This window comes from Nitrospira sp. Kam-Ns4a, assembly GCF_965152595.1.
Window position 1 is genome coordinate 3,328,067 of record NZ_OZ224218.1, and the last position, 23,434, is coordinate 3,351,500.

Genomic DNA, 23,434 nt, shown 5'->3' on the forward strand with positions numbered 1-23,434 from the left:
TGAGCCGCTTCTACGTGACGACGCCGATCTACTACGTCAACGATGTGCCCCATATCGGGCATGCCTACACGACGATCGCCGCCGACGTCCTCGCGCGATTCCACCGCCAACAGGGGCACGATGTATTCTTTCTCACCGGGGTGGATGAGCACGGGCAGAAAGTCCAGCAGGCCGCCGCCAAGGTGGGCATTGCCCCCCAAACCCATTGCGATCGGCTCGCGCCCAAGTTCCAGCACCTCTGGAAACGCCTCGCGATTTCGAACGATGCGTTCATCCGCACGACGGACGCCCCGCACAAGGCCGTGGTCCAGCGGCTGCTCCAGGCCCTGTACGACAAGCAGCTCCTCTACCAGGCCGACTACACCGGCTGGTACTGCACCTTTGATGAGCGCTTCTGGACGGAGAAGGACCTGGCGGGGGGACTCTGTCCCGACTGCCAGCGCCCCGTCGAGCGGCTCATCGAGCGCAACTACTTTTTCCGGATGAGCCGCTACCAGGACCAGCTCATCAAGCACCTGAAGGACCAACCGGACTTCATCCGCCCCGAGTCGCGGCGGAACGAGGTGCTCGGGTTCCTCCAGAAGCCCCTGGAAGACCTGTCGATCTCGCGGCCGAAGGCGCGCCTATCCTGGGGGATCGAGCTGCCCTTCGATCCGGCCTACGTGACCTACGTCTGGTTTGACGCGCTCGTGAACTACCTCTCGGCGCTCGAATATCTGGCGCCCGCGTCCTCGTTTGAGCGCTACTGGCCCGCCGACCTGCACCTGGTCGGCAAGGATATCCTGACGACCCATGCCGTCTATTGGTCCACCATGTTGATGGCCTTGGAGCTGCCGTTGCCGAAGTGCATCTTCGCCCACGGCTGGTGGACCGTGAGCGGCGAGAAGATGTCCAAGAGCCGCGGCAACGTTGTGGATCCCGACGCGATGGTGGACGAGTTCGGCGCGGACGCCTTCCGGTACTTTCTTCTGCGCGAGGTGCCGTTCGGCCACGATGGCGACTTCTCCCGCGAGGCCCTGGTCGGGCGGCTCAATAGCGACCTGGCCAACGGGCTTGGCAACCTGCTCAGCCGGACCCTGACGATGATCGAGCGGTTCGCGCAAGGCCGGATTCCCGCGCCCGATGCCGCCGTGGAGACCGACCTGGACTGGCAGCTCCGGCGAGCCGCCCTGGAGGTTCGCCCAGCCCTGGACACGCACCTGTCGAAGCTCGAGTTCAACCGGGCCCTCGAAGCCATCTGGAGCGTGGTCCAGCTCGCGGACCAGTACATTGACAAGTGCGCGCCGTGGGCGCTGGCGAAGCGTGCGGAGGACGCGCCCCGGCTCAGGACCGTGCTCTATCACGCAGCCGAAACGCTCCGCCTCCTGAGCCTCACCCTGGCCCCTTTCATCCCGCAGACGGCCGAGGCCATGGCCAGGCAGCTCGGGCTCGCCTGGTCCGCGGCGGGCACGGCCGCCTGGGGTGGCTTGGCGCCGGGCACGGCGATCGCCAAGGGCGCGCCCCTGTTTCCGAGGATTGAGGCTCCCACCGCCCAACCAGGAGGCCGACCCGTGTCAGCAGACCAGCAAGCGGCGGCAGCGCAAAGCCAGTCGGGCCCGCCAGCGTCGCCGGCCACTCCCCAGATCACGATCGAGGATTTCCAGAAGGTCCAGCTCAAGGTGGCGCGCGTGCTCGCCGCCGAGCGGGTGCCCAAGTCCGAAAAGCTGCTCAAGCTCCGGGTGGACCTTGGCGGCGAGCAGCGACAGATCGTTGCGGGCATCGGCAAGAGGTACGAGCCAGAGGCCCTGGTCGGCCGCCGGATCGTCGTCGTGGCCAACCTCAAGCCCGCCAAGCTCCTGGGGATCGAGTCGCAAGGGATGGTCCTGGCCGCGGGAGACCAGAACGTGGCCGGATTGGTGACGATCCTGGAGGACGTCGAGCCAGGCACGACGGTAAAGTGAGGGGTAGTCGACTAACCAGACCGATCGCCATGGCTCTTCAATGGCTGAGACCAGCCGCCCGGGCCCTGGCGTTCGGGCTCGCGACCGTCGCCGCGGCGGCGGAGCCGCCCGCCGGTCCCGAGACCGGGCAACCGGCGGAGAGCGCCCCGGCGGAGGGGACGTCGCTCCCCAAGGGGCCGATCGCGACCGATGTCGTGGTTCGCGTGGTAGCGCACGGCGCGATGGTCCTGGGCGACGAGGTGGGCGGGGCGCGGGTGACGATCACCGACGTGGCAACGGGCCAGATCCTCGTCTCCGGGCTGCAGGTGGGCGAGGCCGGCGACCAGAACCAGATCATGCGTACCCCCCGCTTCATGGAGGAGCCGCGCTACACCTCCCGGCCGTCCGGCTCCTTCCGCACCACGCTGCACCTGGAGAAGCCGACCCTGGTGGAGGTCACCGCCCAGGGACCGCTGGCCCATCCGGCCGCGATGCAGAAGGCGAGCAAGACGCTCCTGCTCATCCCCGGCCAGGACCTGACGCAGGACGGATTGGTCCTCGAGCTGAACGGCTTTATCGTCGAGATCGTCCATCCGCCGCCGGGCCAGCCGCTCCGCGCGACGGACGACGTGAAGCTGACGGCCTCGATCCGGATGTTGTCCGGCGCGCCGCTGCGGCCTCACGGGGATTGGGATTCCCGCAAGGTCAAGATCTACGGGGAGGTCCTGATCGGCGATCGCGTGCTCGAGCGCTTGCAGATGTTCTACAGCGGGACCAAGAGCCATTTCGAGGCCCCGTTCTTCGTGCCCTCGCCGAAGGAGGCCCCCGACGGCGTCACCCTCCGCGTGGTCGCCGCCGACGGGGCTGGCGTGAACTTCGGCCTCGGCGAGGCCCGTTACCCTGTGTTGCCAGCCCAGTTCATCCCCTCCAGGAAGCGGTGAGGAGACGCCCGCGCGGGCAGGACACCGGAGGCTGTCATGGACCCGAGACAACGGCAATTCTCCATCTGGTACGTGTTCATCGCCCTCTGGGCGCTCCTGCTGTTCCAGATCTTCGTCGCCCCGTTCTTCAACCCGGGCGAGATCCCCTACAGCGATTTCAAGGCGGCGGTGGCCGCCGACCGCGTCGAGGAGGTCTCGATCTCTTCCTCGATGATCCACGGGCGGATGAAGCCCGAGGCCGGGCTGACCGGGACGTCCGGCCGGGCCGCCGAGTCCAGCCTGTTCCACACGGTCCGGGTGGAGGACCCAGACCTCATCCGCGAGCTGTCGCAGCACGGCGTCAAGATCACGGGCGTCATCGAGACCACGTTCTGGCGCGACCTCCTCTCCTGGATCATTCCGATCGCCCTGTTTTTCGGGGTCTGGTTGTTCCTGTTGCGCCGCATCGGGCAGGGGCAAAGTGGGTTCATGACGATCGGCCGCAGCAAGGCGAAGATCTACATGGAGAAGGAGGTGAAGGTCACGTTCGCGGACGTGGCGGGCGTGGACGAGGCCAAGGAGGAACTGCGCGAGGTGATCGAGTTCTTGAAGATGCCGGAGAAGTTCCGCCGGCTGGGCGGGAAGATCCCCAAGGGCATCCTGCTCGTCGGCCCGCCCGGCACCGGCAAGACCCTGCTGGCCAAGGCCGTGGCCGGCGAGGCCGGCGTGCCGTTCTTCTCGATCAGCGGCTCGGAGTTCGTGGAGATGTTTGTCGGCGTGGGCGCGGCCCGGGTCCGTGACCTCTTCGAGCAGGCCAAGCAGAAGGCCCCTTGCATCATCTTCATTGACGAGCTGGACGCGCTCGGCAAGGCCCGCGGGGTCGGCCCCCTGGCGCACGAGGAGCGCGAGCAGACCCTGAACCAGCTCCTGGTGGAGATGGACGGCTTCGACCCGCGCGCCGGGGTCATCATCATGGCCGCGACCAACCGGCCCGAAATCCTGGACCCCGCGCTCCTGCGCGCCGGCCGCTTCGACCGCAATGTGGTCGTGGACCGGCCGGACAAGGCTGGCCGCCTGGCCATTCTCAAGCTGCACGCGCGGGCCGTGCCGCTGGGACCAGACGCCGACCTGGACGTGATCGCCTCGATGACGGCCGGGTTCGTCGGCGCCGACCTGGCCAACATCGTCAACGAGGCGGCGCTGCTGGCCGTGCGGCGGGGCAAGGACCGAGTCGGGCTCGCGGAGCTGCAGGAGGCGGTCGAGCGCGTCATCGCCGGGCTCGAGAAGAAGAACCGGGTCCTGAGCCCCAAGGAGAAGGAGCGGGTCGCCCACCACGAGGTCGGGCACGCGCTCGTCGCGCTCTCGATCCCCGGCTCCGACGCGGTCCAGAAGATCTCGATCATCCCGCGCGGGGTAGCCGCACTCGGCTACACGCTCCAGCTCCCCACCCAGGACCGGTTTCTGATGACCAAGTCCGAACTGGAGAACAAGATCGCGGTCCTGTTGGGGGGCCGCGTCGCCGAGGAGCTGATTTATCGCGAGGTCTCCACCGGGGCGCAGGACGACCTCCTGAAGGCCACCAACATCGCCAGGAGCATGGTCAAGGCCTACGGGATGAGCGGCAAACTGGGCCAGGTGAGCTTCGACCGGGACCGGCAGCCGCTGTTCCTCCAGACCGGCGAGGGCGCCGGGCCCGGCGACTACAGCGAGGAGACCGCCCGCGAGATCGATTGCGAGGTCCGGCGGATCATTGACGAGCAGCACGGCCGCGTGACCGCGCTCCTCGGCGCCCGCGAGAAGGAGTTGCGGGAAGCCGCGGCCGTGCTCCTATCCAAGGAGACCATCACCGGCGAGGAGCTCAAGGCCATCGTGGATCGGTCGGGGGCCGCCGCATGACCCGCCGGCCCGCGCCCCCGCGCGCGCTCCTCTTCGACCTGGACGGCACGCTCGTGGACACGTGGCGACTCTACCTCGACGCCTTCCGCCACACGCTGGAGCCCTGGTTCGGGCGCCCCCTGTCCGACGAGGACATCATCGCGCTCAACCCGTCGGCGGAGCGGCGCCTGTTGGAGCGGGTCGTGGATGCGCCGCGGGTTCCGGATTACTTTTCGCGGTTCCTGGCCCATTACGACGCCCAGCACGATCGGCTCTTCGGCGGCCCCTATCCGGGCGTGACGGAAATGCTGGCCCATCTGCGGACGGCCGGGGTGCGGCTCGGGCTCGTGACCGGCAAGAGCCGCGAGGCCTGGCGCATCACCGCGGGCAAGGCCGGGCTGGGCCCCTTTGAGGTGGTGGTGACCGACAACGAGGTTAAAGACCCCAAGCCCAGCCCCGAAGGCATCCGGATCGCCCTGGAGGCGCTGAGGCTGCGGCCGGATGACGTCCTGTTCATCGGCGACTCGTTGTTGGACCGCGAGGCGGCAGGGACGGCCGGAGTGCGCTTCGGCGCGGCCCTCTGGCCGAAGTCGCCGGGCGACCAGGAGATGTTCGGGTCCGCGGCGCGGCGGGGCGGCTCCACGCTGTCCTTTCCGACACCGGACTGTGTCCTGGCTCTCTTATGACCGACGCCTGCCTGTTCTGCCGGATCGTCCGGGGCGAGGCACCGGCCCATGCGGTGCTCGACGCCGAGTCCGCCTTCGCGTTCCTGGACCACCGGCCCGTCTTCCCGGGGCATTGCCTGCTCCTGCCCAAGAGCCACCACGAGACGCTCGCCGACCTGCCCGACGCGCTGCTCGCCCCGCTGTTCGCCGAGGCCCGGCTGCTGGCGCGGGCCGTGGAAGAAGGGATCCGGGCGGACGGGACCTTCGTCGCGATCAACAACCGGGTCAGCCAGAGCGTCCCGCACCTGCACATCCACGTCATCCCCCGCCGCCGCGGGGATGGGCTGAAGGGATTCTTCTGGCCCCGACAGCCCTATCGGGACGCGGAGGCGATGGCCGACGCCCAACGGGCGATCCAGACAGCCGTCGCGCGGCTCCGGGAGGCCAGGCCGCGCAGCGCCGATCCAGCGGAGGGCACCCATGAACGCTGAGCGGACGGGGCGTCCTCTGATCTTGGGCATCCTCCTCCTGCCGCTCCTGCTCTGGTCGGCGCCCGCCAGCCAGCCGGCCGTCGCGCAGCACAGCGACGCGCCCCAGGAGCACGGGCGCCCCCGGCAGCCGACAGACCTGCAGCAATACCTGCGCGACCTCGACAGCCCGTCGCGCGACGAGTACCAGAAGCCAGCCCAGGTGATCGAGGCGCTCGGGCTCAAGCCCGGCATGGCCGTCGTGGACCTGGGCGCGGGCTCTGGCTATTTCACGCGGCGCTTCGCGGAGGTCGTCGGGACGGAGGGCACGATCTACGCGGTGGACGTGGAGCGGGAGATGCTGGCCTACGTCGAGCGCAGCCTCCCGCAGCGGCCCGCCCGGGCGAAGGTCGAGCTGATCCTCGCGAGCCCGGAGGATCCCAAGCTCCCACCCGCCTCGACGGACCTGATCTTTCTCTGCAACGTTTACCACCACCTGGAGGAGCGGACGACCTACTTCACCCGACTCATGCCGGCCCTGCGGCCGGGCGGCCGCGTGGCGATCATCGACTTCTACCACGACGAGCGGTCGGGCAACGTGGGCTTCCCGCGCCGGCACCTGGTCGCGCGCGAGACGGTGATCGAGGAGATGGCAAGGGCGGGCTACCGGCTGGCGCGCGAGCACCGATTCCTGCCACGGCAGTACTTCCTGGAGTTCGAGCCGGCCGGCCGCCCGTAGGCCGCGCAGCTCGCCTTGCGACGGATCGTCGACCCATGAGAAACTAGGCCTGATGCCGAGCAGCTACGACCAGCTCCGGTTCCGCCTCCGGCTCGCGTTGGGGCTTAACGCCCTGGTCATCCTCGGCGAGTTCGTCGGCGGCTGGCTCATCAACAGCACCGGGGTGATGAGCGACGCCGGCCACAACCTGATTGACCAGGGCGCACTTTTCCTCGCGCTTTACGCGCATATCCTGGCCGCCCGCCCCGCCACCGAGGCCCGGACCTTCGGCTATCACCGGGCCGGCATCGTGACGGCCTTCGTCAACGCGTTCGTGCTGCTGCTGACCGCTGCGGGGATCGCCCTGCTAGCCGCGCGCCGCCTGGTCGAGCCGGTACCCGTCGCCGCCGGCTGGGTCATCGGCATCGCGCTGGCTAGCTTCCTGGCCAACCTGGGCATCGCGCTCCTCCTGCAACAGGGCGCCAAGGAGGACTTGAACCTCCGGGGCGCGTTCCTCCACATGCTGGCCGACGCCTGGGTGTCGCTGGGGGTGATCGTGAGCGGCATGGCCATCCTATTGACGGGCTGGCCGGCCTTCGATCCGCTCATCTCGCTCGTGGTCGTCGCGGTGATCGTCAACGGCGCTTGGCCGATCTTCCGCGAATCGCTGGAGGTGCTCCTGGAGTCCACGCCACCCGGCATCCGGACGGCCCATGTGGTCGAGGCGATCGAGAAGATTCCTGGCGTCAAGAACGTCCACGACCTCCACATCTGGGCGGTGGAGCCGCGGCTGGTCATGCTGACCTGCCACGTCATGGTGGAAGGGGACGACTCGCAGCTCACGGACGAGCTGCTCCGGACGATCCGGGCGCGGGTCGCCGCCGAGTTCGGCATCCGGCATCTGACGATCCAGATGGAGACGCGCTGCTGCCACCCCGAGGCGGTGCACTGCGACCTGAATCACCTCGCCGGAGAGAGCGCGGCGCACGGGGCACGAGACCGGTTTCCCGCATCTTCCCGCCCCTAGCCCTTCGCCCCTCGCCCCGCTCCCGTTCGGAAGCCCGGCCACCGGCGCAGGCAGAGCGCCGCGCCCACGCCCAATGCGCTCCCGAGCAGCCAGCCTCCGAGCACATCGCTCAGAAAGTGGGCGCCGACATAGACTCGGGAGAGCCCGATCAGGGCCACCAGCGGCCAGGTCACCCATCCGGTGACTGGGTAGAGCACCTGCAGGAAGGCCGCCGCGGCAGCGGTGTTGAGGGCATGGTTGGAGGGAAAGCCGAAGGTGCCGCCGCAGCCGGTCAGCTCGCGCACGCCCGCGAGCACCTTGCACGGCCGGTCGCGGCCGACCGCATGCTTGAGCTGCGCGCCGAGGAAATCGCCGACGAGCACCAGGGCCGCGAGCAGCGGCCCGGCGCGTAGCGCCTCGCGCCGGCTGGTCCACAGCCAGTAGCCCAGGAGGAGGACACCGGGCCACAGGAGCAGGCCGGGCCGCGAGAGGGCGAGCGCGGCCTCGTCGGCCCAGACGGACCGCCCGGCCAGCCCGTTGATCGCGTAGAAGACCGTGACGTCCCAGTCCACTGCCGCGCGCCTCGCGCCCGTGCCCTATCGCGTTCTAAAATGGATCCGCACGGTCAGCTCGCCGTCCACGGGCTGCTCGCCTCTCATCTGGGGCTGGAACTTCCACTGCTCCAGGGCGTGGAGCCCGGCGAGCGTCAGCTCGCGGTGCTTGGCGGGCTCGAGAACGACCACCGTGACCTGCCCTTCCTTGGACACCAGCATCCGGGCCTTCATCCAGTCGTCCAGCGGCTGCCCGTCGAGCGACGGCGGAATCGCCGGCCACGGGGTGTAGGTGGGCACCGGCCCGAGCTGCTGGTCCTTGTTCAACGGCAGGCCGTGAACGTGCACTTCCGGGAGCGTGATCACGTCCTCCGCATGGTCCGACTGGTGCGTCGCCTCGTCCCCCTGGACCGCGCCCACGTCTGCGGGCCAGAGCCAGACACAGAGCGCACAGCACAGGATGATTCGGTGGAGAGGCATCAGGACCGTTCACCCATCACGTGGCACCCATCACCCGTCACGGTTTTAACCTGAATCCGGCGTGAAAAGCGCGGGCGTCACAGCCTAAGTCGCTGGATCTGATGCAGGGCGTACTTCCACGCGGCCTCTCGATAGCCGCTGGCCGGTAAGGTCAGGGTGGGACGATTGCGAGCGCGCCGCAACTGGGCGGGCATGGAGAGGATCCGCTGACGCAAGGTCTGAAGGGTGGCGTTCTGGAATTCCAGAGGCAAGCAGAGTCGCTTGAACCAGTTGACGAGGTTGTAGGCTAGCAGAAGAAGATGGAAGTAGGTCTCGTTGGCAAAGAAGTGACGGGTGGGAATGCTGCCCAACGCGTAATCTCCCTTGAGCTGTTTGATGAGCAACTCGACTCCGGCGCGATCGTTGTAGAACCGCCAGAGGTTGAGGGGTCGCAACGGGAGATTCGTGACGAGGACCTGGTAGTGGTACTTGCCGAGCTTGAAGAGTGTCAGCTGGGCGGTGGGCTCTTCGGCCTGCGGGCGACGGATCACGACGAACCGACAGGGATGGGGCCAGCGGGTAGGCTGGTAGCGGAACTCGGCCACCTCGATGCCTCGACTGGGACTGACGTACCGCAGACCCGACAGTTTGCGCTTGATCGGGGCGGTCAGGCGAGCCACGATCACAAATCGGGCCCTGTGTTCTTCCAGCCACTCGATCAGCTTGTGGTCGTAAAACCCTTTGTCCGCGCGGACAATCGTCAACCGGACCCCGGCCGGGATCTTCGCGAAGCACGCCGCGAGGAGGTCGAGCGTCCCGCTGGCGGTATGCGCATCCCCTGGCCGCAACTCGCCGTGCCAGAAATCTTTGGTCTGTCCCTCGAAGCAGAGCAAGGGGTGATACGACGGCCGGCCCCGCTTGACCGGGTTGTAGCCGATCCGAGCTTGCTCCTGACGGCCATAGACCACCAGCACGGTGGAGTCCACGTCCAAGATCAGCCGGGTCGGGGGCCGCGGCCGAACGGTCATCCGGCGCAGAAAGCTGTCGTGCAGGGCGCGCACCTTCGGGAGCGCCGTCGGGGCCACCCGCAGCAGGAAGCGGCGGAGCGTGGTCGCCTCTGGATAGCTCGGCAGGCCGGTGAGAGACTGGAATACGCCATTCTGCCGCAGCAACTGCGTGGTTTCGATCCGTTCGAGCCCGAGGATCATGGGGTACAGCAGGGCGAGCAGCATCTCGCCCATGCTGTACCGGTTGTTCCGCTGGACCACTCGGACATGTCGGGCGATCGCGTCCTTGAAGCCAATCCGGGACAAGAAGCGATGCAGCAGGTAGACGCCGCCGTAATGCGTCAGCGACGCGGCACCGAACCTGATCGTGAGCTTCCGGGGCCCCCGCGGCATTTGAGCCAAAGCTAACACAATGATAGCTTTCGCTCAACTCCCCCGAAGGGGCGCCAGCGGCCCGAGAATGCGCGTCAGCAGAGGATCTTGTCATTACCTGGCGCCGGATTCAGGTTTAAAAGAACCACTGCCCGCGGAAGAAAACGGTCCGCGGCATCCCAGCATGCGCCACCCCGAGCCCGATGCTGCCTTCGCCGAAATTGTAGAAATAGCCCTGGTCGAACAGGTTGATGACGTCGACACCCAACAGGAATTTCTGGGTCTTCGCGATCGGAATCTCGTGCGTGAGCGACGCGTTGTAGATCGTGTAGGACGGCATGTGCGTCGAGTTCGTCTGGGCGCCCGGCAGGGCCGTCCGCAGACCGGAGCCGTAGAGCATCTGCCCGGACACCGTGTTTCGCTCCAGGAACCGGTAGGTCAGGACCGCAGAGCTGGTCACGAGCTGCATGTGGTCGGTGAAGACTCCGCCCCTCCGGTTGATGTCGTTGATCTCGCGCTGCTCCAGCAGGAAATGTCCCGACTGGAGCCCGTACCCCTTGGATTGGCCCCAGGCCACGCTGGCTCGGCCGGTCAGGTTGTCGGTGACGTTGACCTTCAGGGTCGTGTCCACGCCCCGCTGCCAGCCGCGCTCGAACGCGAAATAGTTCAGCAGCGGGGTCGAGCCAAACTGGCCCGCGTCCGACATGTTCTCGTTGAGCTTGTAATAGGCGACGACCTGCAGGGTCGCCAGGTGGTTGAACGCATGATACCACCCCATCTCGAAATAATGCGACCGTTCTGGCTTCGGCGGGGTGTTGGTCAGGTTCTCCGGCTGCGCCGTAGTCCCGACCGTCTGGGGCACCAGGAAGGCCACCGACTCCAGGTTCGGCGGCGTGAAGAGGCGGCCGTAGTAGGCGTGGACCACATTGGTCCGGTTCACCTTGTAGGTCACCCCGACCCGGGGGCTGAGCTGCCAGGAATCGGTCAGCGCCTGGATGTAATCCCACCGGAGCCCGACGTTGAAGGTCAGGTCGTCGGTCGGCGTGTACTGGTCCTGGATCCAGAGCTCCTCCCGCCAGCCGATCAGTCGCCGGTCCCCGTTGATCCCGATCACGGGACCGGTCGGATCCCTCGTCGTGCTGTCCCGCCCGAAGGCGAACAGGCGCGTCTTGTTGACCGCCTGCGTGCGGTCAATCTGGAACCCGTACTTCAGCAGGTGCTGGCCGCTCAGCTTGTTGGTGTAGTCGAGCCGGACGCCGGCCGAATAGGCCGACCGGTCCTGGCTGCCGGCCGAAAAAGGCTCCTCCGTATTCTGGGTGTAGCTCAGCACGTTCAGCGGATCCGTGATGAACGTCGCGCGCGTCTGCCGGAAATAGGTGGCCAGGCTGAAGAACTGGGTGGCGCTCACGTCGTGCCGCCAGACCAGGTGTCCGTACTGGTTGTTCTCGTACTGATTCTGGTCCACGGCCTGGGAGGCCACCGGCGAGAAGCCAGGACGCTGGGCTTGGATCAGCGCGACGATGGCCGCATTGGGTGTCTGGCCCGGAATCGTCGGAATCTGGTGTTTCGCGACCGAGTTGAGGACCAGAAAGGAGAAGTTGTTCCGGTTGTCGCGCTGGTAGTCTCCGCGGAGATAGGTCTGGTTCTGCTCGCTCTGGTTATGGAACCAGGAGCGGCCGAGGGTCGGCGGGTCAATGCCGCGGTTCGTCGAGGTGAAGCTGTTGAGGACGTAGTAGCGGAACTGCTCGCCGATCGTGCCGCCGTACTCGAACGATGGATTGATCGTCTCGTTCTGGCCCCCGAACATCTGGATCGAGCCGAAGCCGGGCTTCGTGCCGCTCTTGCTCGTGATGTCAATCAGGGCGGCGGTCCGGTTCCCGTATTGGGCCTCCATGCCGCCCAGAATGATGTCCGCCCGTTCCCAGGCTCTGGGCGTGATCACGTCGGCGAACGTCGTCGAGACCGTGTCCGGGATCGGGACGCCATCAATCCGGAACTGCAGGTTGGCGTGGTCCTGCCGGATGTGCACCTGCTTGAGCGCATCCACGGTTGCCCCCGGGATGGTGGCGAGGACCTGGTCCACGTCGTTGTTGTTGCCCCGCGGCAGCTCTTCGATCTCCTTGCGGCTGACCGAGTAGGTCTCGCTGGACGCCCTGTACTGGATGGGCGGGAGCGGCGAGACGATGTCCAGCGCGATCTCCTGCGTCAGCGCCAGGGTCAGCTTGACCGGCTCGAGCTGCTCGGCGCCGACCTTCAGCACGACGTACTCGCTCCGATAGGTTTCCTGGACCGCGCTCACCGAATAGGTCCCCGCGGCGGGCGCCACGATCGAGAATTCCCCCGCGTCGTTCGTCACCGCCTCCGCGACGACCGTCCCTTCCCGGTCCCGCAGCTCCACGATGGCCTGCGGCACCCGCCGCAAGTCCTGGTTTTGCACGAATCCTGTAATCGTCAGTGCCCCAGGCCGGGCCGGCTGCGCGCCGGCCTCCGCCAGTACCGCCAGCACGAGGGCAGCCCAGAACCCCAGCCCCCCCAGCGCCAAGCGGATCAACCCGATGCATCCCATCCGCGCTCCCTCCCGTCGCACGTGCGCCGCCGCGGGCCGTCCCGGCCCGATAGCGCCCGCGCCGTTGCGGCACGTCGTTGCGTCGGCGCCGGCCCTCGGGCCGGTCGCCGGACCACCTGCGTCATGAGCGGGATCAGGACAGGGGCGGCGCGCGGGAGGCCTTGGAGGCCAGCAGGGTGAGGGACGAGAGGAAGTGGGCCAGAGGCGGGTCGTGCCGCTCCGGGGCGGCGAACCGTCCGGGCAGCACGACCGTCGGGAGCACGGAGCCAGCGCTGTGAAGCTGGACCCACTGGCAGAGGTCGAAGTCCGAGTGCCGGTGCCCATCGTCGTCCGCGGCGGCCAGCTCGTGGTGCACACCGAGGGCGGCCGCGAACGGTCCCAGCGCCAGCACGAGACAGACGAGCACCAGGGCCAAGCGGGCGCGGGTCTGCTGGTGCGAGCGGGCTACCGGCACTTGGGGCACCATCCGAAAAACTCCAGCGCGTGGCCGTCCACGCGGAACCGGGTCAGACGCTCCACCAAGGCAGAGAGCTTCCGGAGGGGACAGAGGGCCAGGTCAGCGATCCGCCCGCATCCGCGACAGCGGATGTGGTGGTGGTGCTCTCGCCCCTGCCGGATCTCGTACCGGAACTGGCCCTCCTGGAACTCCACTCGGAAGACGAGCCCGAGTTCCTTGAGCACGGCCAAGGTCCGATAGACCGTCACCAGATCGGCGGGCTCCCGCTGCTCCGTCAACCGTCGGTGGACGTCCGCCGCGCTGAGCGGATATTGGGCCTGCTCGAGCACGGCCAAGATCGCCTTGCGGGTCCGGGTCAGCCGCCGTCCCGTCGCCCGCAGCCTCGCCGCTAGCGTCGCCGACACGTGAAGCGCCTCCCGGGAAGAGTAGTTGCAAATAGTTTGCATTTACCACGTCGCCGCGCCCCTGTCAACCCTCCAGGTCGCCCCGGTCTGCCCTTCCGAGTGGCATTCGGCCGTGCTAGGATACGGCGCATCCACGAGCCCGGAGCAGCCGCATGCTCATTGACACCCATACCCACCTGGACGACGCGCGCTACGACGAGGACCGCGAGGCTGTCCTGGCGCGTGCACGGGAGGCCGGCATCACGGCGCTCGTGACGATCGGCTGCGACCTCGCCTCCAGCCGGGCGGCGGTCGCGCTGGCGGACCGCTATCCCCAGGTCTATGCCACGGTGGGCGTCCATCCCCACGAGGTTCGGCAGATCGGGGACGACTGGTACGATCAGCTTCGCCGACTGGCCGCCCATCCCAAGGTCGTCGCATACGGAGAGATCGGCCTGGACTACCACTACAACTATTCGCCGCCCCGGCTGCAGCGGGACCGGTTCCGGGAGCAAGTCTGCCTGGCCAAGGATCTGGGCCTGCCCATCGTCGTGCACACCCGTGCGGCTCAGGACGACACGATCGCGATCCTCCGGGAAGAAAAAGCCGACCGGGTCGGCGGCGTCTTCCACTGCTTTTCGGGCGACGCGGCCCTGGCGAGGCAGGCGCTGGACCTGGGCTTTTACCTGTCGTTTTCCGGCGTCGTCACCTTCAGGAACGCGGAGCCGCTCCGCGAGATCGCCAAGACAGTGCCCCTGGACCGGATGCTCGTGGAGACGGACTGTCCCTACCTGACGCCGGTCCCGCACCGCGGGAAACGCAACGAGCCGGCCTACGTCCGGCTCGTCGCGGAGCGGATCGCCGACCTGACGCGTCCAGCCGGACCATCCCCGCTGGAGGAGATCGGCCGGATCACCTCGGAGAATGCGCAACGGCTATTCCAGCTCGCGGCGCGGCAGCGGTAAGCGAACGAGAGGAGCCACCCCATGGACGAGCGAGAGACGACCCTGGCGATCGAGCTGCTGGTCAACCACGTGGTCCATCTGAGAAGTCAGGTGGAGATCCTGCAGGAGCAACTCGAGCGGCTGGGGATCATCCCGGCGGAGAGCGTCGACCGCGAGCTGGACGAGAACTGGTCCGTCCACGGCGATCAGGCGGTGGATGCCTTCTGGAACGAGTTCGAGAAGATCAAGCGGGAGACGGAGTGAGTCAGAACCTCCGGAGCTGCCGCTGCCGCTGGCGGAGCGCCTTCGGCAGCTTGCGGGGATTGCCTCGTTTGTCGGAAGTCCGTCGCGGACCATCATCGTCCTCACCGCGGCTGAACGCGGGTGGACGCGCCGGCGCCGTGGGCGCCGCGCGCAGCCGCGCGTCGAATTCGCGGGCCTCGATCGTGAAGGCGCCCCGCGCGCGGGCAAAGGCCGCGACCTCGCGGTCCGAGGAGACCACCGCGCACGCCTTGCCGAACTCCTCCGCCAGCCGTTGGATGACTTGGTCCGCCCGCTCCCCGCGACGCGAATAGATCACCTCGACCCCGGCCCGGTGCTCGTGCCGCTCCGTCCCTGCCCCTTGCTGCCATCCATCGAAGACCACGGTTATGGGATGGCCTTTGCGCTGCCGGTACCGCGCCAGCTCGTGAAGCAGCGCCTCGCGGGCGGCCTCCGGATGTTCGCGGCCCGTGCGGCCGGCCTGGCCTCGGACGCCGAGGAGATTGTAGCCGTCAATGATGAGGTGACCCTCCATGGGGCTCAACCCTAGCCGACACCCGCGGGCCTGTCAATCGAGCCCGTGTGGGGCGGCCCCGGCCGGTTCTGCTTGACAATCCCGCGGGCATCTGAGACAACCTGCGGTGAGAGGGCCAAGGAGCCGACTCGTATGCTGGTAGCTCGACGGCTGGCGTTCGCTCTGAGCCTCACCGCATGGCTGCTGAGTTGGGTGGCGGCGGGGCTCGACGCCCACGGCGCCGCCACCAGGGCGCTGCGCGCCGACGGCCGGGCGGTCCCGTCCACGCAGCCGGCCACCGACCGCAAGGCCAGGAAGTCCAGAAAGAAGGCGCCCCAGCCCGCGGCCTCGCCGACGGTCGTCCGGGATCTTCGCTTCCGGGCCTACGTGGACTACACGCGGCTGGTCTTCGATCTTCAGCGCAGCGTGACCTTCACCCAGAGCCGCCAGGCGGACCCCGACCGGATCGTGATCGAGCTTCAGAATTCCGTCCTAGGCCAGGCCGCCAAAGCCCGCCTGAGCGACAAGGAGTTTCCGTCGGACATCACCATCGGCCAGCCGAACCCCCAGTCCGTCACGGTCTCCCTCAACCTAGAGTCGATCACCGACTACAAGCTGCTACCGCTGCGGGATCCGGCCCGACTCGTCCTGGACGTGTACCCCCCCGCGGCAACGGCGCCGAGCCGGCCCGGCCGGGCTCCCCGCCGGCCGCGGGTCAACCCGCTCCCGCTGGCGCGGCGCCTGTCGCTCCCGGCGCGCCAGCCCCGCCGCCCCGGCGGAGCCGGACCGCGTGATCGCGCTCACGCCCGAGCAACGCAGGGCCAGCGAGATCAGGACCATCGTGCTCGATCCGGGGCACGGCGGCAAGGATCCCGGCGCGATCGGGCGGAGCGGCACGGCGGAGAAGGACATTACCCTCCAGGTCGCCCTCAAGGTCCGCGACCTGGTGGTCAAGCGACTCGGCAAGAAGGTGCTCATGACCCGGGACCGGGACGTGTTCGTGGAGCTGGAGGACCGGGCGGCTTTCGCCAACCGGAACGGGGCGGACCTCTTCGTCTCGATCCACGTCAACTCGCACCCCCAGCGCGCCGTGAAGGGGCTCGAGATCTACCACTTCGGCAAGGCGAGCGACCGCCGGGCGCTGGAAGTCGCCGCGCGGGAAAACGGCATTCCCATTGACCAGGTGGACAACAACCCGGTCAACGCCATTGTGCTGGACATGGTGGCAACGAAGAAGCTCCACGAGTCGCAAACCCTGGCCTGGGCGACGAAAGAAGCGATGGTCGCTCACCTGGACGACCACTACGACGTGGTGGATCACGGGGTGAAGACCGCGCCGTTTTACGTGCTCCGCTTCACTACCATGCCCAGCATCCTGGCCGAGATTGCGTTCATTTCGAACCCGACGGAAGAGCGGCTAATGCGGGGCGAGGCCTTCCTCACCCGCATCGCGGAAGCGATCTTCGAAGGCATCCGGGCCTACGTCAGGCCGGTTCAGACAGTCAAGCAATGACGGGCCGCCGGGCTCCGTCCCGGCCCAGTGTCCCCTCGCCTCCGTACAGGCGTGCGCACAACTCCGAATCGGCGCTGCCCGCCCCATGGCCACGATCAAGCTGACGCTCCAATACGACGGCACGGCCTACGCCGGCTGGCAACGGCAACCGAAGCAGCCGACCATCCAGGCCGCTCTGGAAGCGGCCATCGAGCGCATCTGCCAGGCGCCGGTCCGGGTGATCGGGGCGGGGCGGACCGACGCGGGCGTGCACGCGCTGGGACAGGTGGCGAGCTTCCGCTGCGCACGGGACCTGGCCCCCGAGGTGTGGGTGCGAGCGCTGAACGGGCTGTTGCCGCCGGACATCTGCGTCCTGGCGGCCGAGCAGGTCGCCGACGACTTCCACGCGCGCTACGGCGCCACGGCAAAGGTCTATGAGTATCACATCCTCAACCGCCCGGTGCGGTCCGCCCTGGAGCGACACCGGGCCTGGCACGTCCGGCACCCGCTCCTCATCGAGCCGATGCGCGAGGCGGCGGCGCTCTTGCTCGGACGGCACGACTTCTCCTCCTTCCAAAACTCCCCGACCGACACGGAGAATCCCGTCTGCGACCTGCGTCGCCTGGCGGTGCTTCACGACTCTCCTCTTATCCGCATTGAGGCGGAAGCGGACCGGTTCCTCCGTCAGATGGTCCGCGCGATCGTGGGGACCCTGGTCGAGGTCGGCCTAGGGAAGCGTCCACCCGTGAGCCTCAAGGACATCCTCGCGGCGCGGGACCGCCGCGCCGCCGGCACCACCGCGCCGGCGCAGGGGCTCTATCTGGTGCGGGTGGAGTACTGACCCTTCCAAGCAAGCTTGCGGGACTGAGGCGGGGAACAGAATTGCGACAGATGAGCGTAGGACGGCACGCACGCATCTACCCATCACCGATGATTGACGCAGGGGCTCTCGCTACTTCGCGTTAAAATCGTAGTAGGGCCTTTCAATCCCCACGATTTCCCCTTTGCCATTAAGATACGGTGAGCGTACCTGCGCGGCGAAGAAGACGTCGTCTCCCTTCTGCAGGACGATATCCTTGGCTTCGTCCCCCTCAATGAGGAGCTTGGGAAGATCTACTTGTAACTTGACCGTGCCCTCGCCGTTCGGTTGCCGGCGGATAACATAGACGTTTGAAAAGTCCCATCCTGGATTGAGGCCTCCCAAGTCATAAACCAGGCTGGAAAATCGTTGGCCGGCTTCCAATTCATATTGCAACAGCATCGCGGTACTCGACGGTGCGGAGGAGCCGTTTTCAGCACCGGACCCGTCAGTGGTGGTGGCTAGGACCGCCGCTTGGTCGAAGATGCGGATGAGCGACCCGCTCACCGGAGGAACGAAGATGACGTCGCCTTCGTGGAGGAAAGGATTCGCGTCCTCGACGCCTCGCTTGAGATAGGCATTGAGGTCGCACATCGCGCGGAGTGTTCCGCCTTGCTTCACCTGGATGTGTCTCAAGCTGCCGCCAGGCAAAACGCCACCCGCCTCGACAATCAGGTCCGACACGCGCGTGTCCAGTGTCGCTGGATAGTTCCCTGGCGCATGGACCGCCCCGAGGACTCCGACTTTGAATGTTCGCAGGGACGTCAGGGAGATGCCGCTGTTCACATTCCTGTAGTACTTGTCCACGGCGCGCCTGAGGAGGGCCTCGGCCTGCTCGAGCGTCAACCCAGAGACCTTCAGTTCGCCGATCGTCGGGAGGCTGATCTTCCCCGTCGCGGACACAACTTGGGGCTCGAAGGCATCGTACTCCCCCCAGAGATTGACGAGGAGTTCATCTCCCGGGCCCAGGACATATTTCGCGGGATCAATCTGCTTAAAAAGGGTCAGCCCTCCGCCCCCCGATGAACCGCGCGCGCCTTTTTCTTTCGCACCACTTTGAACGCCGGCCTTAAGGCCGCTTACCCCCCCTTTCCCTTTTCGCTGGTCTCCTTGATGTGCGCCCTGCGCCCAGGTCACAGCGTGGAGGACACAACAGGTCAACAACACAATCGCGTACACCAGCACAGGTCCGCGATGGGCGTACCTTGAAGACATCGGCGATAACCCCTTCGGGGGAGGGATTCTACCCCCCCCCCCGCGCGAGCGTCAAGGCGGTGCCCAGCGCGTGGTTTCTGGAAGGAATTTGCGCGCGGGGTGTGGCGGCTCGATGCGGAAGACAAGCTGTTGCGAACCGCTCTTAGACCCGCCGCAGACGAGATGGCGCGAGCTGTTTGACGATCTAAGGATTCTTCGGAGGGTTTTGATTTTCCAGCTTTTTCCGCAGCTCGATGAGCTCGCGCTCGAGGGCCTCGAAGCGGTCGGCGATGGGGTCGGGGATGTTGATGTGGTCCATGGTAGCCTCGGGGACGCGCTGCCCCTCGGTCTTGATCACGCGCGCCGGCACGCCGATTACGGTCGAGTTGGGCGGGACGGACTTGAGCACGACCGAGTTCGCGCCGATCTTGACGTTGTCCCCGATCTTGATCCCCCCGAGGATCTTCGCGCCCGCGCCGACCACCACGTGGTTGCCCAGGGTCGGATGCCGCTTGCCCCGTTCTTTGCCGGTGCCACCCAGCGTCACGCCTTGGAACAGCGTCACGTAGTCGCCGATCTCCGCGGTCTCCCCGATCACCACGCCCATCCCGTGGTCAATGAAGAAGCCGACTCCGATCTTGGCCCCGGGATGGATTTCGATCCCGGTCAGCCAGCGGGCGAGCTGCGAAATCAGGCGGGGCAGAACCGGCACCCCCCAGGTGTACAGCCGGTGGGCAACCCGGTGGGCGAGCAGCGCGTGAAAGCCGGCGTAGGTCAGGATGACCTCCAGCACGCTCGTCGCCGCCGGGTCGCGGTCGAACACGGCCTGGAGGTCCTGTCGGATGGTCTTGAACATGCTTCGTTGGGCCGTCAGCCGTCGGCTTCGTCATTCCGGCGAAAGCCGGAATCCCGAGAGATCCCGGATTGACGCTGTCCGGGGCGACGGCCACACTGATCGCTGGTGTCCAGGCTTATTTGTCCGCGATCAAGCACACGGCCTGGGCCGCGATGGCCTCCTCCCGGCCGATCGCGTCGTCGAGCCCTTCGCCGCCCTTCACCTTCACGTTCACCTGTCCCCGTTCGACCTTGAGGACCTCTGCGAGCCGGGTCTGCATCGCGGCCAGGTGCGGGCCGAGGCGCGGCGCTTGCGCGATAATCACCGTGTCCAGGTTGACCAGCCGGAGCCCCTTCTTGTCCAGCATCGCCGCCACGTCCTCCAGCAGCCGCAGGCTGGAGATGTCCTGGAAGCGGGCGTCCGAGCTGGGATAGTGCTTCCCCAGATCGCCTTCCCCCATCGCGCCCAGCAGCGCGTCGCAGACCGCATGCACGAGCGCGTCCGCGTCCGAATGGCCGATCAACCCCCGATCGTGGGGAATGTCCACGCCACCCAGGATCAGCCTGCGTCCCTGCCCCAAGGGATGGATATCGTACCCCAATCCGACCCGCATGCCTATCCTCACCCCTTACGCCTCACGTCTTTTGCGCGCAGCCAGGATCGCCTCTCCGATCGCCAGGTCCTCCGGCCTGGTAATCTTGATGTTCTCCCCACTGCCCTCCACGAGCGCTACCGGCCGCCCGAGCCATTCCACGAGCTGGGCGTCGTCGGTGGCCCGGTACCCCTCGAGATGGGCCTTGCGGTGCGCCTCCCGCAAGACCTCGATCCGGAAGGCCTGCGGAGTCTGGGCCAGCCACAACCCGCGCCGGTCCACGGTCCGCGCGACCAGCCCGTCCTCGCCGGCCTGCTTGACCGTGTCGCGCATGGGGATCGCGACAACCGCCGCCCCCCACTCCGCTGCCCGGGCCAGTACCCGGGCAATCATATCGGCGGTGAGAAAGGGCCGGACCGCGTCGTGCACCAGGATCAGGTCGGCCTCCTCCCTGATGGATTCCAGCCCTAACCGGACCGAGTCCTGCCGCTCCGGACCGCCGGCGACGATGCGGGTGACCTTGGTGAAGCCGTGACGGGTGACGATTTCCCTCTGGCAGTGCTCGCGGTCGGCGGCGGGGACGACGAGGACGATTCCCGCCACGGAGTCCGCGCCTTCCAGGGCAAGGAGGGAGTGCACCAGGATGGGGAGGCCCCCCAAAGTCACAAACTGCTTGGGGACATCGCCCCCCATGCGGATCCCCCGTCCCGCCGCCGGGACGAGGGCGACGGTTCGGTTAGCCACGCGCGACTTGGACTTCCTCCTTTTCCGCCTCTTCCTTGAGCCGCGTGAAGATCATCCGCCCCGCCGTCGTCTGCAGCACGCTGGTGACCACGACGTCCACGTTCCGCCCGATACAGCGCTTGGCATTGTCCACCACAATCATGGTGCCGTCGTCCAGGTAGGCGACCCCCTGCCCGGCCTCCTTGCCTTCCTTGAGGACGAACACCCGGATCGTCTCGCCCGGCAGCACGACCGGCCGGAGCGCGTTGCACAGCTCGTTGATGTTGAGCACCCGCACCCCTTGCAGCTCGGCAACCTTGTTGAGGTTCAGGTCGTTGGTGATGACCTTGGCATTTACCTTCTTGGCGAGCACCACGATCTTGGAATCCACATCCTTCACCTGTGGGAAATCGTCGTCCACGATGCGGACGTCAATGTCCACCATCTTCTGGATCTTGTTCAGGATATCCAGCCCGCGGCGGCCGCGCGCCCGTTTGAGCGAATCCGACGAGTCCGCGATGTGCTGCAGCTCGTGCAGGATGAACTGCGGCACCAGGAACGTCCCCTCCAGGAAGCCGGTCTCGCAGAGGTCCGCCACCCGGCCATCAATGATGACGCTCGTGTCCAGGATCTTCATGTTGGACACCGGGGCCGCGTGCTCCGGATGCTTGACCGCCCCCGCCATCCGCTCCTGCCCGAACCGGGCGCCCAAGACCAGCCCCAGGTACGGCAGCCCCAGCAGGAAGACGAGGCCCCCGATGTGAAAGAGGACCGTCTCGACGTCGAAGATGACGCTCCCGACCCACTCCACCAACCCCGTCAGCACGAGCCCAATCGCCAATCCCGAGGTCCCGCCAACGATGATGCCAAACGAGAGCTTCTGTAATGCGTATTCTCCGGCCAGAATAAGTCCGCCCGTGGCCCCCCCGATCGCGAACCCCGCGACCATCAGCGGCGCGTTCAGCTCTCCCCCACGCAGGAAGAGGGCCATGCCCGCGAGGGCGCACAGGAGCACGAAGACGATGCGTCGTGCCATAGGCTCCACCCCCCTTCGGCCAGCAATTATACCATCAGGATCGCTTCCGGTCCTGGGACTCACGGTTTCAAGGTCACGTAGCTCGTGCGCCCGCCCCGCTGAATCAGGAGCAGCACGCTCGGATCCTTGCTCACCGCAGCCGCCTCCCGTTCGTAGGCCGTCAGGCTGTCCACCGGCTTGCGGTTCACCTCGAGGAGCACGTCGCCCGGCCGGAGGCCGGTCTCTTCCGCCACACTGCCGGGACGCACCGATGCGATCAGCACGCCGCGTTGGCCAGCCGCCAGGCTGAGGCGGCTCGTCAGGCCCCGCTCCAGCTCCCGGACCTCGAGGTCCGAGAGCAGCCCGGCCGGCCGGATCGCCTCGCCGGAGTCCTCCCGGCCCGCCTGGGCCACGCTCTTGGGCTGCTCGGCGATCGTGACTTGCACCGTGCGCACGCGCCGGTCCCGAACCAGCTTGACCGTCGTCTTCCGCCCGATTTCCGCCTGCGCCACGACGTTCTTGAGCTGGGTCGGCGTGTCCACGGGCTTCCCGTCGAACTCCACAATGATGTCGCCGCGCTCGATGCCGGCCCGCTTGGCCGGGCTGTCGTCGAGGACGTCGCTGACCAGCACGCCCTTGGCGTCCTGCACGCCGAACTGCGACGCGAGATCGGGCGTCAGCTCCTGGATGGACACCCCCAGCCACCCGCGCACGACCCGCCCGTTCTTGACGAGCTGTTCCAGGATCGAGCGGGCCATGTTGCTGGGCACCGCGAAGCCGATGCCCATGTTCCCGCCGCTCTGGCTGAAGATCGCGGTGTTGATCCCGATCAGCTCGCCGCGGGCGTTGACCAGCGCGCCGCCCGAGTTGCCCGGATTGATCGCCGCGTCGGTCTGGATAAAGTCCTCGTACTCGGCAATCCCCATGCTGGCTCGTCCGATCGCGCTCACGATGCCCATCGTCACGGTCTGGTGCAGCCCGAAGGGGTTCCCGACCGCGAGCACGAATTCGCCGACCTGGAGGTGATCGGAGTCCGCCCAGGGAATCGTGTGCAGGCCCTCGGCCGCGACCTTCAGCACCGCCAGATCGGACTTCGAATCGGTCCCCACCAGCTTGGCCTTGTATTCCCGCTTGTCGGCCAGGTACACCTTGATCTCGTCCGCCTTGCTGACCACGTGGTTGTTCGTGAGGATGAGCCCGTTGGGATCCACGATCACGCCAGACCCGAGGCTGCGCTCCTTCCGCTCCCGCGGCGCCTCGAACCGGCGGAAGAATTCCTCGCCGAAGAACCGCCGGAAGAACGGGTCCTCGAAAGGCATCGCGTGCGGGTTCCCTCCCACGCTCGTGCGGGTCGTGAAGATGTTGACCACCGCGGGCGTCACGGCCTTGGCGACCTCGACGAAGTTCGGCCCAGCCGGGACGGCCGGCGGCGGGAGGCTGGCCGGGGTCGGCTTGACCTTGACCGGCTCGGGTACCGCATGGCCGAAGGGCAGCCAGCCCAGGTCCGAGGCCGCGACGAGGCCGATCAGGATACCCACGCCCACCAGCAGGCTGGCCACAAGAAACGGGCTCACCCCACGCTGCGCCAGCCGGCTGGGCTCGTAGCCGTTCACGGAACCTCCTTGGAAGACGCGGTCAGC

24 protein-coding genes and 1 pseudogene are annotated in these 23,434 nt (G+C 67.2%); 12 read left to right on the plus strand and 13 right to left on the minus strand.

The features are described 5' to 3' along the window. Positions 1–14 precede the first annotated feature (14 nt). The 7 genes from metG to ACWHYQ_RS16695 are packed head-to-tail and all read left to right on the plus strand — an operon-like array spanning position 15 to position 7,591. Positions 15–1,940 (plus strand): methionine--tRNA ligase, encoded by a 1,926-nt coding sequence (gene metG, locus ACWHYQ_RS16665; protein ID WP_447973231.1) that lies wholly within the window; start codon positions 15–17, stop codon positions 1,938–1,940. A 29-nt stretch (positions 1,941–1,969) separates the two neighbouring features. After that, positions 1,970–2,860, plus strand: a complete 891-nt coding sequence (locus ACWHYQ_RS16670; protein ID WP_447973232.1) for a hypothetical protein — start codon at positions 1,970–1,972, stop codon at positions 2,858–2,860. Between the two features lie 36 nt (positions 2,861–2,896). Beyond that, positions 2,897–4,735, plus strand: a complete 1,839-nt coding sequence (ftsH, locus tag ACWHYQ_RS16675; protein WP_447973233.1) for an ATP-dependent zinc metalloprotease FtsH — start codon at positions 2,897–2,899, stop codon at positions 4,733–4,735. Next, entirely contained in the window at positions 4,732–5,400 is a 669-nt protein-coding gene (locus ACWHYQ_RS16680; RefSeq protein WP_447973234.1) for an HAD family hydrolase, read from the plus strand. Before ftsH ends, ACWHYQ_RS16680 begins: the two co-directional genes overlap by 4 nt. Continuing rightward, positions 5,397–5,870 (plus strand): HIT family protein, encoded by a 474-nt coding sequence (locus ACWHYQ_RS16685; RefSeq protein WP_447973235.1) that lies wholly within the window; start codon positions 5,397–5,399, stop codon positions 5,868–5,870. The genes ACWHYQ_RS16680 and ACWHYQ_RS16685 overlap by 4 nt, the downstream gene beginning before the upstream one ends. Continuing rightward, entirely contained in the window at positions 5,860–6,585 is a 726-nt protein-coding gene (locus tag ACWHYQ_RS16690; protein WP_447973236.1) for a class I SAM-dependent methyltransferase, read from the plus strand. Before ACWHYQ_RS16685 ends, ACWHYQ_RS16690 begins: the two co-directional genes overlap by 11 nt. A gap of 52 nt (positions 6,586–6,637) precedes the next feature. After that, on the plus strand, positions 6,638–7,591 hold the full coding sequence (locus tag ACWHYQ_RS16695) for a cation diffusion facilitator family transporter (RefSeq protein WP_447973237.1): 954 nt from the start codon (positions 6,638–6,640) through the stop codon (positions 7,589–7,591). On the opposite strand, the gene ACWHYQ_RS16700 is transcribed toward ACWHYQ_RS16695, so the two are convergent. From ACWHYQ_RS16700 to ACWHYQ_RS16725, 6 genes are all read right to left on the minus strand, one after another. Then, positions 7,588–8,142 carry a phosphatase PAP2 family protein gene (locus tag ACWHYQ_RS16700; RefSeq protein ID WP_447973238.1) on the minus strand — a complete coding sequence of 185 codons (555 nt, stop codon included), beginning with the start codon at positions 8,140–8,142 and terminating at the stop codon, positions 7,588–7,590. The genes ACWHYQ_RS16695 and ACWHYQ_RS16700 overlap by 4 nt on opposite strands. Before the next feature lie 24 nt (positions 8,143–8,166). Continuing rightward, positions 8,167–8,601, minus strand: a complete 435-nt coding sequence (locus ACWHYQ_RS16705) for an energy transducer TonB family protein (RefSeq protein ID WP_447973239.1) — start codon at positions 8,599–8,601, stop codon at positions 8,167–8,169. A gap of 77 nt (positions 8,602–8,678) precedes the next feature. After that, positions 8,679–9,980, minus strand: a complete 1,302-nt coding sequence (locus ACWHYQ_RS16710; RefSeq protein ID WP_447972544.1) for an IS1380 family transposase — start codon at positions 9,978–9,980, stop codon at positions 8,679–8,681. Positions 9,981–10,095: 115 nt separating this feature from the next. After that, positions 10,096–12,525 (minus strand): TonB-dependent receptor, encoded by a 2,430-nt coding sequence (locus ACWHYQ_RS16715; protein WP_447973240.1) that lies wholly within the window; start codon positions 12,523–12,525, stop codon positions 10,096–10,098. 133 nt (positions 12,526–12,658) lie between these two features. Continuing rightward, a complete protein-coding gene (locus tag ACWHYQ_RS16720) occupies positions 12,659–12,991 on the minus strand; it encodes a hypothetical protein (protein ID WP_447973241.1) in 333 nt (110 codons plus the stop codon). Continuing rightward, positions 12,970–13,386, minus strand: a complete 417-nt coding sequence (locus ACWHYQ_RS16725; RefSeq protein WP_447973242.1) for a Fur family transcriptional regulator — start codon at positions 13,384–13,386, stop codon at positions 12,970–12,972. Before ACWHYQ_RS16725 ends, ACWHYQ_RS16720 begins: the two co-directional genes overlap by 22 nt. Positions 13,387–13,538: 152 nt before the next feature. Between ACWHYQ_RS16725 and ACWHYQ_RS16730 the strand changes: the two genes are divergently transcribed. Together ACWHYQ_RS16730 and ACWHYQ_RS16735 are read left to right on the plus strand one after the other, a co-directional pair. Continuing rightward, positions 13,539–14,330, plus strand: a complete 792-nt coding sequence (locus ACWHYQ_RS16730; RefSeq protein ID WP_447973243.1) for a TatD family hydrolase — start codon at positions 13,539–13,541, stop codon at positions 14,328–14,330. A 21-nt stretch (positions 14,331–14,351) separates the two neighbouring features. Continuing rightward, positions 14,352–14,573, plus strand: a complete 222-nt coding sequence (locus ACWHYQ_RS16735; RefSeq protein WP_447973244.1) for a hypothetical protein — start codon at positions 14,352–14,354, stop codon at positions 14,571–14,573. 1 nt (position 14,574) lies between these two features. Here ACWHYQ_RS16735 and ACWHYQ_RS16740 read toward each other — a convergent pair whose 3' ends face one another. Further along, a complete protein-coding gene (locus ACWHYQ_RS16740; protein WP_447973245.1) occupies positions 14,575–15,105 on the minus strand; it encodes an NYN domain-containing protein in 531 nt (176 codons plus the stop codon). Between the two features lie 132 nt (positions 15,106–15,237). Here ACWHYQ_RS16740 and ACWHYQ_RS16745 point away from each other — a divergent pair. From ACWHYQ_RS16745 to truA, 3 genes and pseudogenes are all read left to right on the plus strand, one after another. Further along, positions 15,238–15,723 (plus strand): annotated as a pseudogene (locus tag ACWHYQ_RS16745) (AMIN domain-containing protein); the annotation flags it as partial. A 151-nt stretch (positions 15,724–15,874) separates the two neighbouring features. Next, positions 15,875–16,597 (plus strand): N-acetylmuramoyl-L-alanine amidase family protein, encoded by a 723-nt coding sequence (locus tag ACWHYQ_RS16750; protein WP_447973246.1) that lies wholly within the window; start codon positions 15,875–15,877, stop codon positions 16,595–16,597. An 85-nt stretch (positions 16,598–16,682) separates the two neighbouring features. Beyond that, positions 16,683–17,417: a tRNA pseudouridine(38-40) synthase TruA gene (truA, locus tag ACWHYQ_RS16755; RefSeq protein ID WP_447973247.1), complete on the plus strand. Its 735-nt coding sequence runs from the start codon at positions 16,683–16,685 to the stop codon at positions 17,415–17,417. Positions 17,418–17,528: 111 nt separating this feature from the next. Here the strand turns inward: truA and ACWHYQ_RS16760 are convergent, their stop codons facing one another. The 6 genes from ACWHYQ_RS16760 to ACWHYQ_RS16785 all read right to left on the minus strand — a co-directional run bounded on the left by ACWHYQ_RS16760 (position 17,529) and on the right by ACWHYQ_RS16785 (position 23,407). Continuing rightward, on the minus strand, positions 17,529–18,614 hold the full coding sequence (locus ACWHYQ_RS16760; RefSeq protein WP_447973248.1) for a polysaccharide biosynthesis/export family protein: 1,086 nt from the start codon (positions 18,612–18,614) through the stop codon (positions 17,529–17,531). Between the two features lie 220 nt (positions 18,615–18,834). Beyond that, positions 18,835–19,485: a serine O-acetyltransferase gene (gene cysE, locus ACWHYQ_RS16765; protein ID WP_447973249.1), complete on the minus strand. Its 651-nt coding sequence runs from the start codon at positions 19,483–19,485 to the stop codon at positions 18,835–18,837. Positions 19,486–19,600: 115 nt separating this feature from the next. Beyond that, positions 19,601–20,077 carry a 2-C-methyl-D-erythritol 2,4-cyclodiphosphate synthase gene (gene ispF / locus ACWHYQ_RS16770; RefSeq protein ID WP_447973250.1) on the minus strand — a complete coding sequence of 159 codons (477 nt, stop codon included), beginning with the start codon at positions 20,075–20,077 and terminating at the stop codon, positions 19,601–19,603. A 15-nt stretch (positions 20,078–20,092) separates the two neighbouring features. Further along, a complete protein-coding gene (ispD, locus tag ACWHYQ_RS16775) occupies positions 20,093–20,800 on the minus strand; it encodes a 2-C-methyl-D-erythritol 4-phosphate cytidylyltransferase (RefSeq protein WP_447973251.1) in 708 nt (235 codons plus the stop codon). After that, the gene (locus ACWHYQ_RS16780) at positions 20,793–21,815 is read right to left on the minus strand and encodes a PIN domain-containing protein (protein ID WP_447973252.1); all 1,023 of its coding nucleotides are present in this window, start codon (positions 21,813–21,815) and stop codon (positions 20,793–20,795) included. The genes ispD and ACWHYQ_RS16780 overlap by 8 nt, the downstream gene beginning before the upstream one ends. A 59-nt stretch (positions 21,816–21,874) precedes the next feature. Next, complete coding sequence (locus tag ACWHYQ_RS16785) at positions 21,875–23,407, minus strand: DegQ family serine endoprotease (RefSeq protein ID WP_447973253.1); 1,533 nt, start codon at positions 23,405–23,407, stop codon at positions 21,875–21,877. Positions 23,408–23,434: the final 27 nt, after the last annotated feature.

Excerpts from the sequence above, each read along its gene's own strand:
- truA (WP_447973247.1), top strand. The coding sequence starts at position 16,683 with ATGGCCACGATCAAGCTGACGCTCCAATACGACGGCACGGCCTACGCC.
- ispF (WP_447973250.1), bottom strand. The coding sequence starts at position 20,077 with ATGCGGGTCGGATTGGGGTACGATATCCATCCCTTGGGGCAGGGACGC.
- ACWHYQ_RS16690 (WP_447973236.1), top strand. The coding sequence starts at position 5,860 with ATGAACGCTGAGCGGACGGGGCGTCCTCTGATCTTGGGCATCCTCCTC.
- ACWHYQ_RS16720 (WP_447973241.1), bottom strand. The coding sequence starts at position 12,991 with ATGGTGCCCCAAGTGCCGGTAGCCCGCTCGCACCAGCAGACCCGCGCC.
- ACWHYQ_RS16780 (WP_447973252.1), bottom strand. The coding sequence starts at position 21,815 with ATGGCACGACGCATCGTCTTCGTGCTCCTGTGCGCCCTCGCGGGCATG.
- ACWHYQ_RS16740 (WP_447973245.1), bottom strand. The coding sequence starts at position 15,105 with ATGGAGGGTCACCTCATCATTGACGGCTACAATCTCCTCGGCGTCCGA.
- ACWHYQ_RS16715 (WP_447973240.1), bottom strand. The coding sequence starts at position 12,525 with ATGGGATGCATCGGGTTGATCCGCTTGGCGCTGGGGGGGCTGGGGTTC.
- ACWHYQ_RS16705 (WP_447973239.1), bottom strand. The coding sequence starts at position 8,601 with ATGCCTCTCCACCGAATCATCCTGTGCTGTGCGCTCTGTGTCTGGCTC.
- ACWHYQ_RS16685 (WP_447973235.1), top strand. The coding sequence starts at position 5,397 with ATGACCGACGCCTGCCTGTTCTGCCGGATCGTCCGGGGCGAGGCACCG.
- ACWHYQ_RS16695 (WP_447973237.1), top strand. The coding sequence starts at position 6,638 with ATGCCGAGCAGCTACGACCAGCTCCGGTTCCGCCTCCGGCTCGCGTTG.
- ACWHYQ_RS16730 (WP_447973243.1), top strand. The coding sequence starts at position 13,539 with ATGCTCATTGACACCCATACCCACCTGGACGACGCGCGCTACGACGAG.
- cysE (WP_447973249.1), bottom strand. The coding sequence starts at position 19,485 with ATGTTCAAGACCATCCGACAGGACCTCCAGGCCGTGTTCGACCGCGAC.
- ACWHYQ_RS16670 (WP_447973232.1), top strand. The coding sequence starts at position 1,970 with ATGGCTCTTCAATGGCTGAGACCAGCCGCCCGGGCCCTGGCGTTCGGG.
- ftsH (WP_447973233.1), top strand. The coding sequence starts at position 2,897 with ATGGACCCGAGACAACGGCAATTCTCCATCTGGTACGTGTTCATCGCC.
- ACWHYQ_RS16735 (WP_447973244.1), top strand. The coding sequence starts at position 14,352 with ATGGACGAGCGAGAGACGACCCTGGCGATCGAGCTGCTGGTCAACCAC.
- ACWHYQ_RS16680 (WP_447973234.1), top strand. The coding sequence starts at position 4,732 with ATGACCCGCCGGCCCGCGCCCCCGCGCGCGCTCCTCTTCGACCTGGAC.
- ACWHYQ_RS16710 (WP_447972544.1), bottom strand. The coding sequence starts at position 9,980 with ATGCCGCGGGGGCCCCGGAAGCTCACGATCAGGTTCGGTGCCGCGTCG.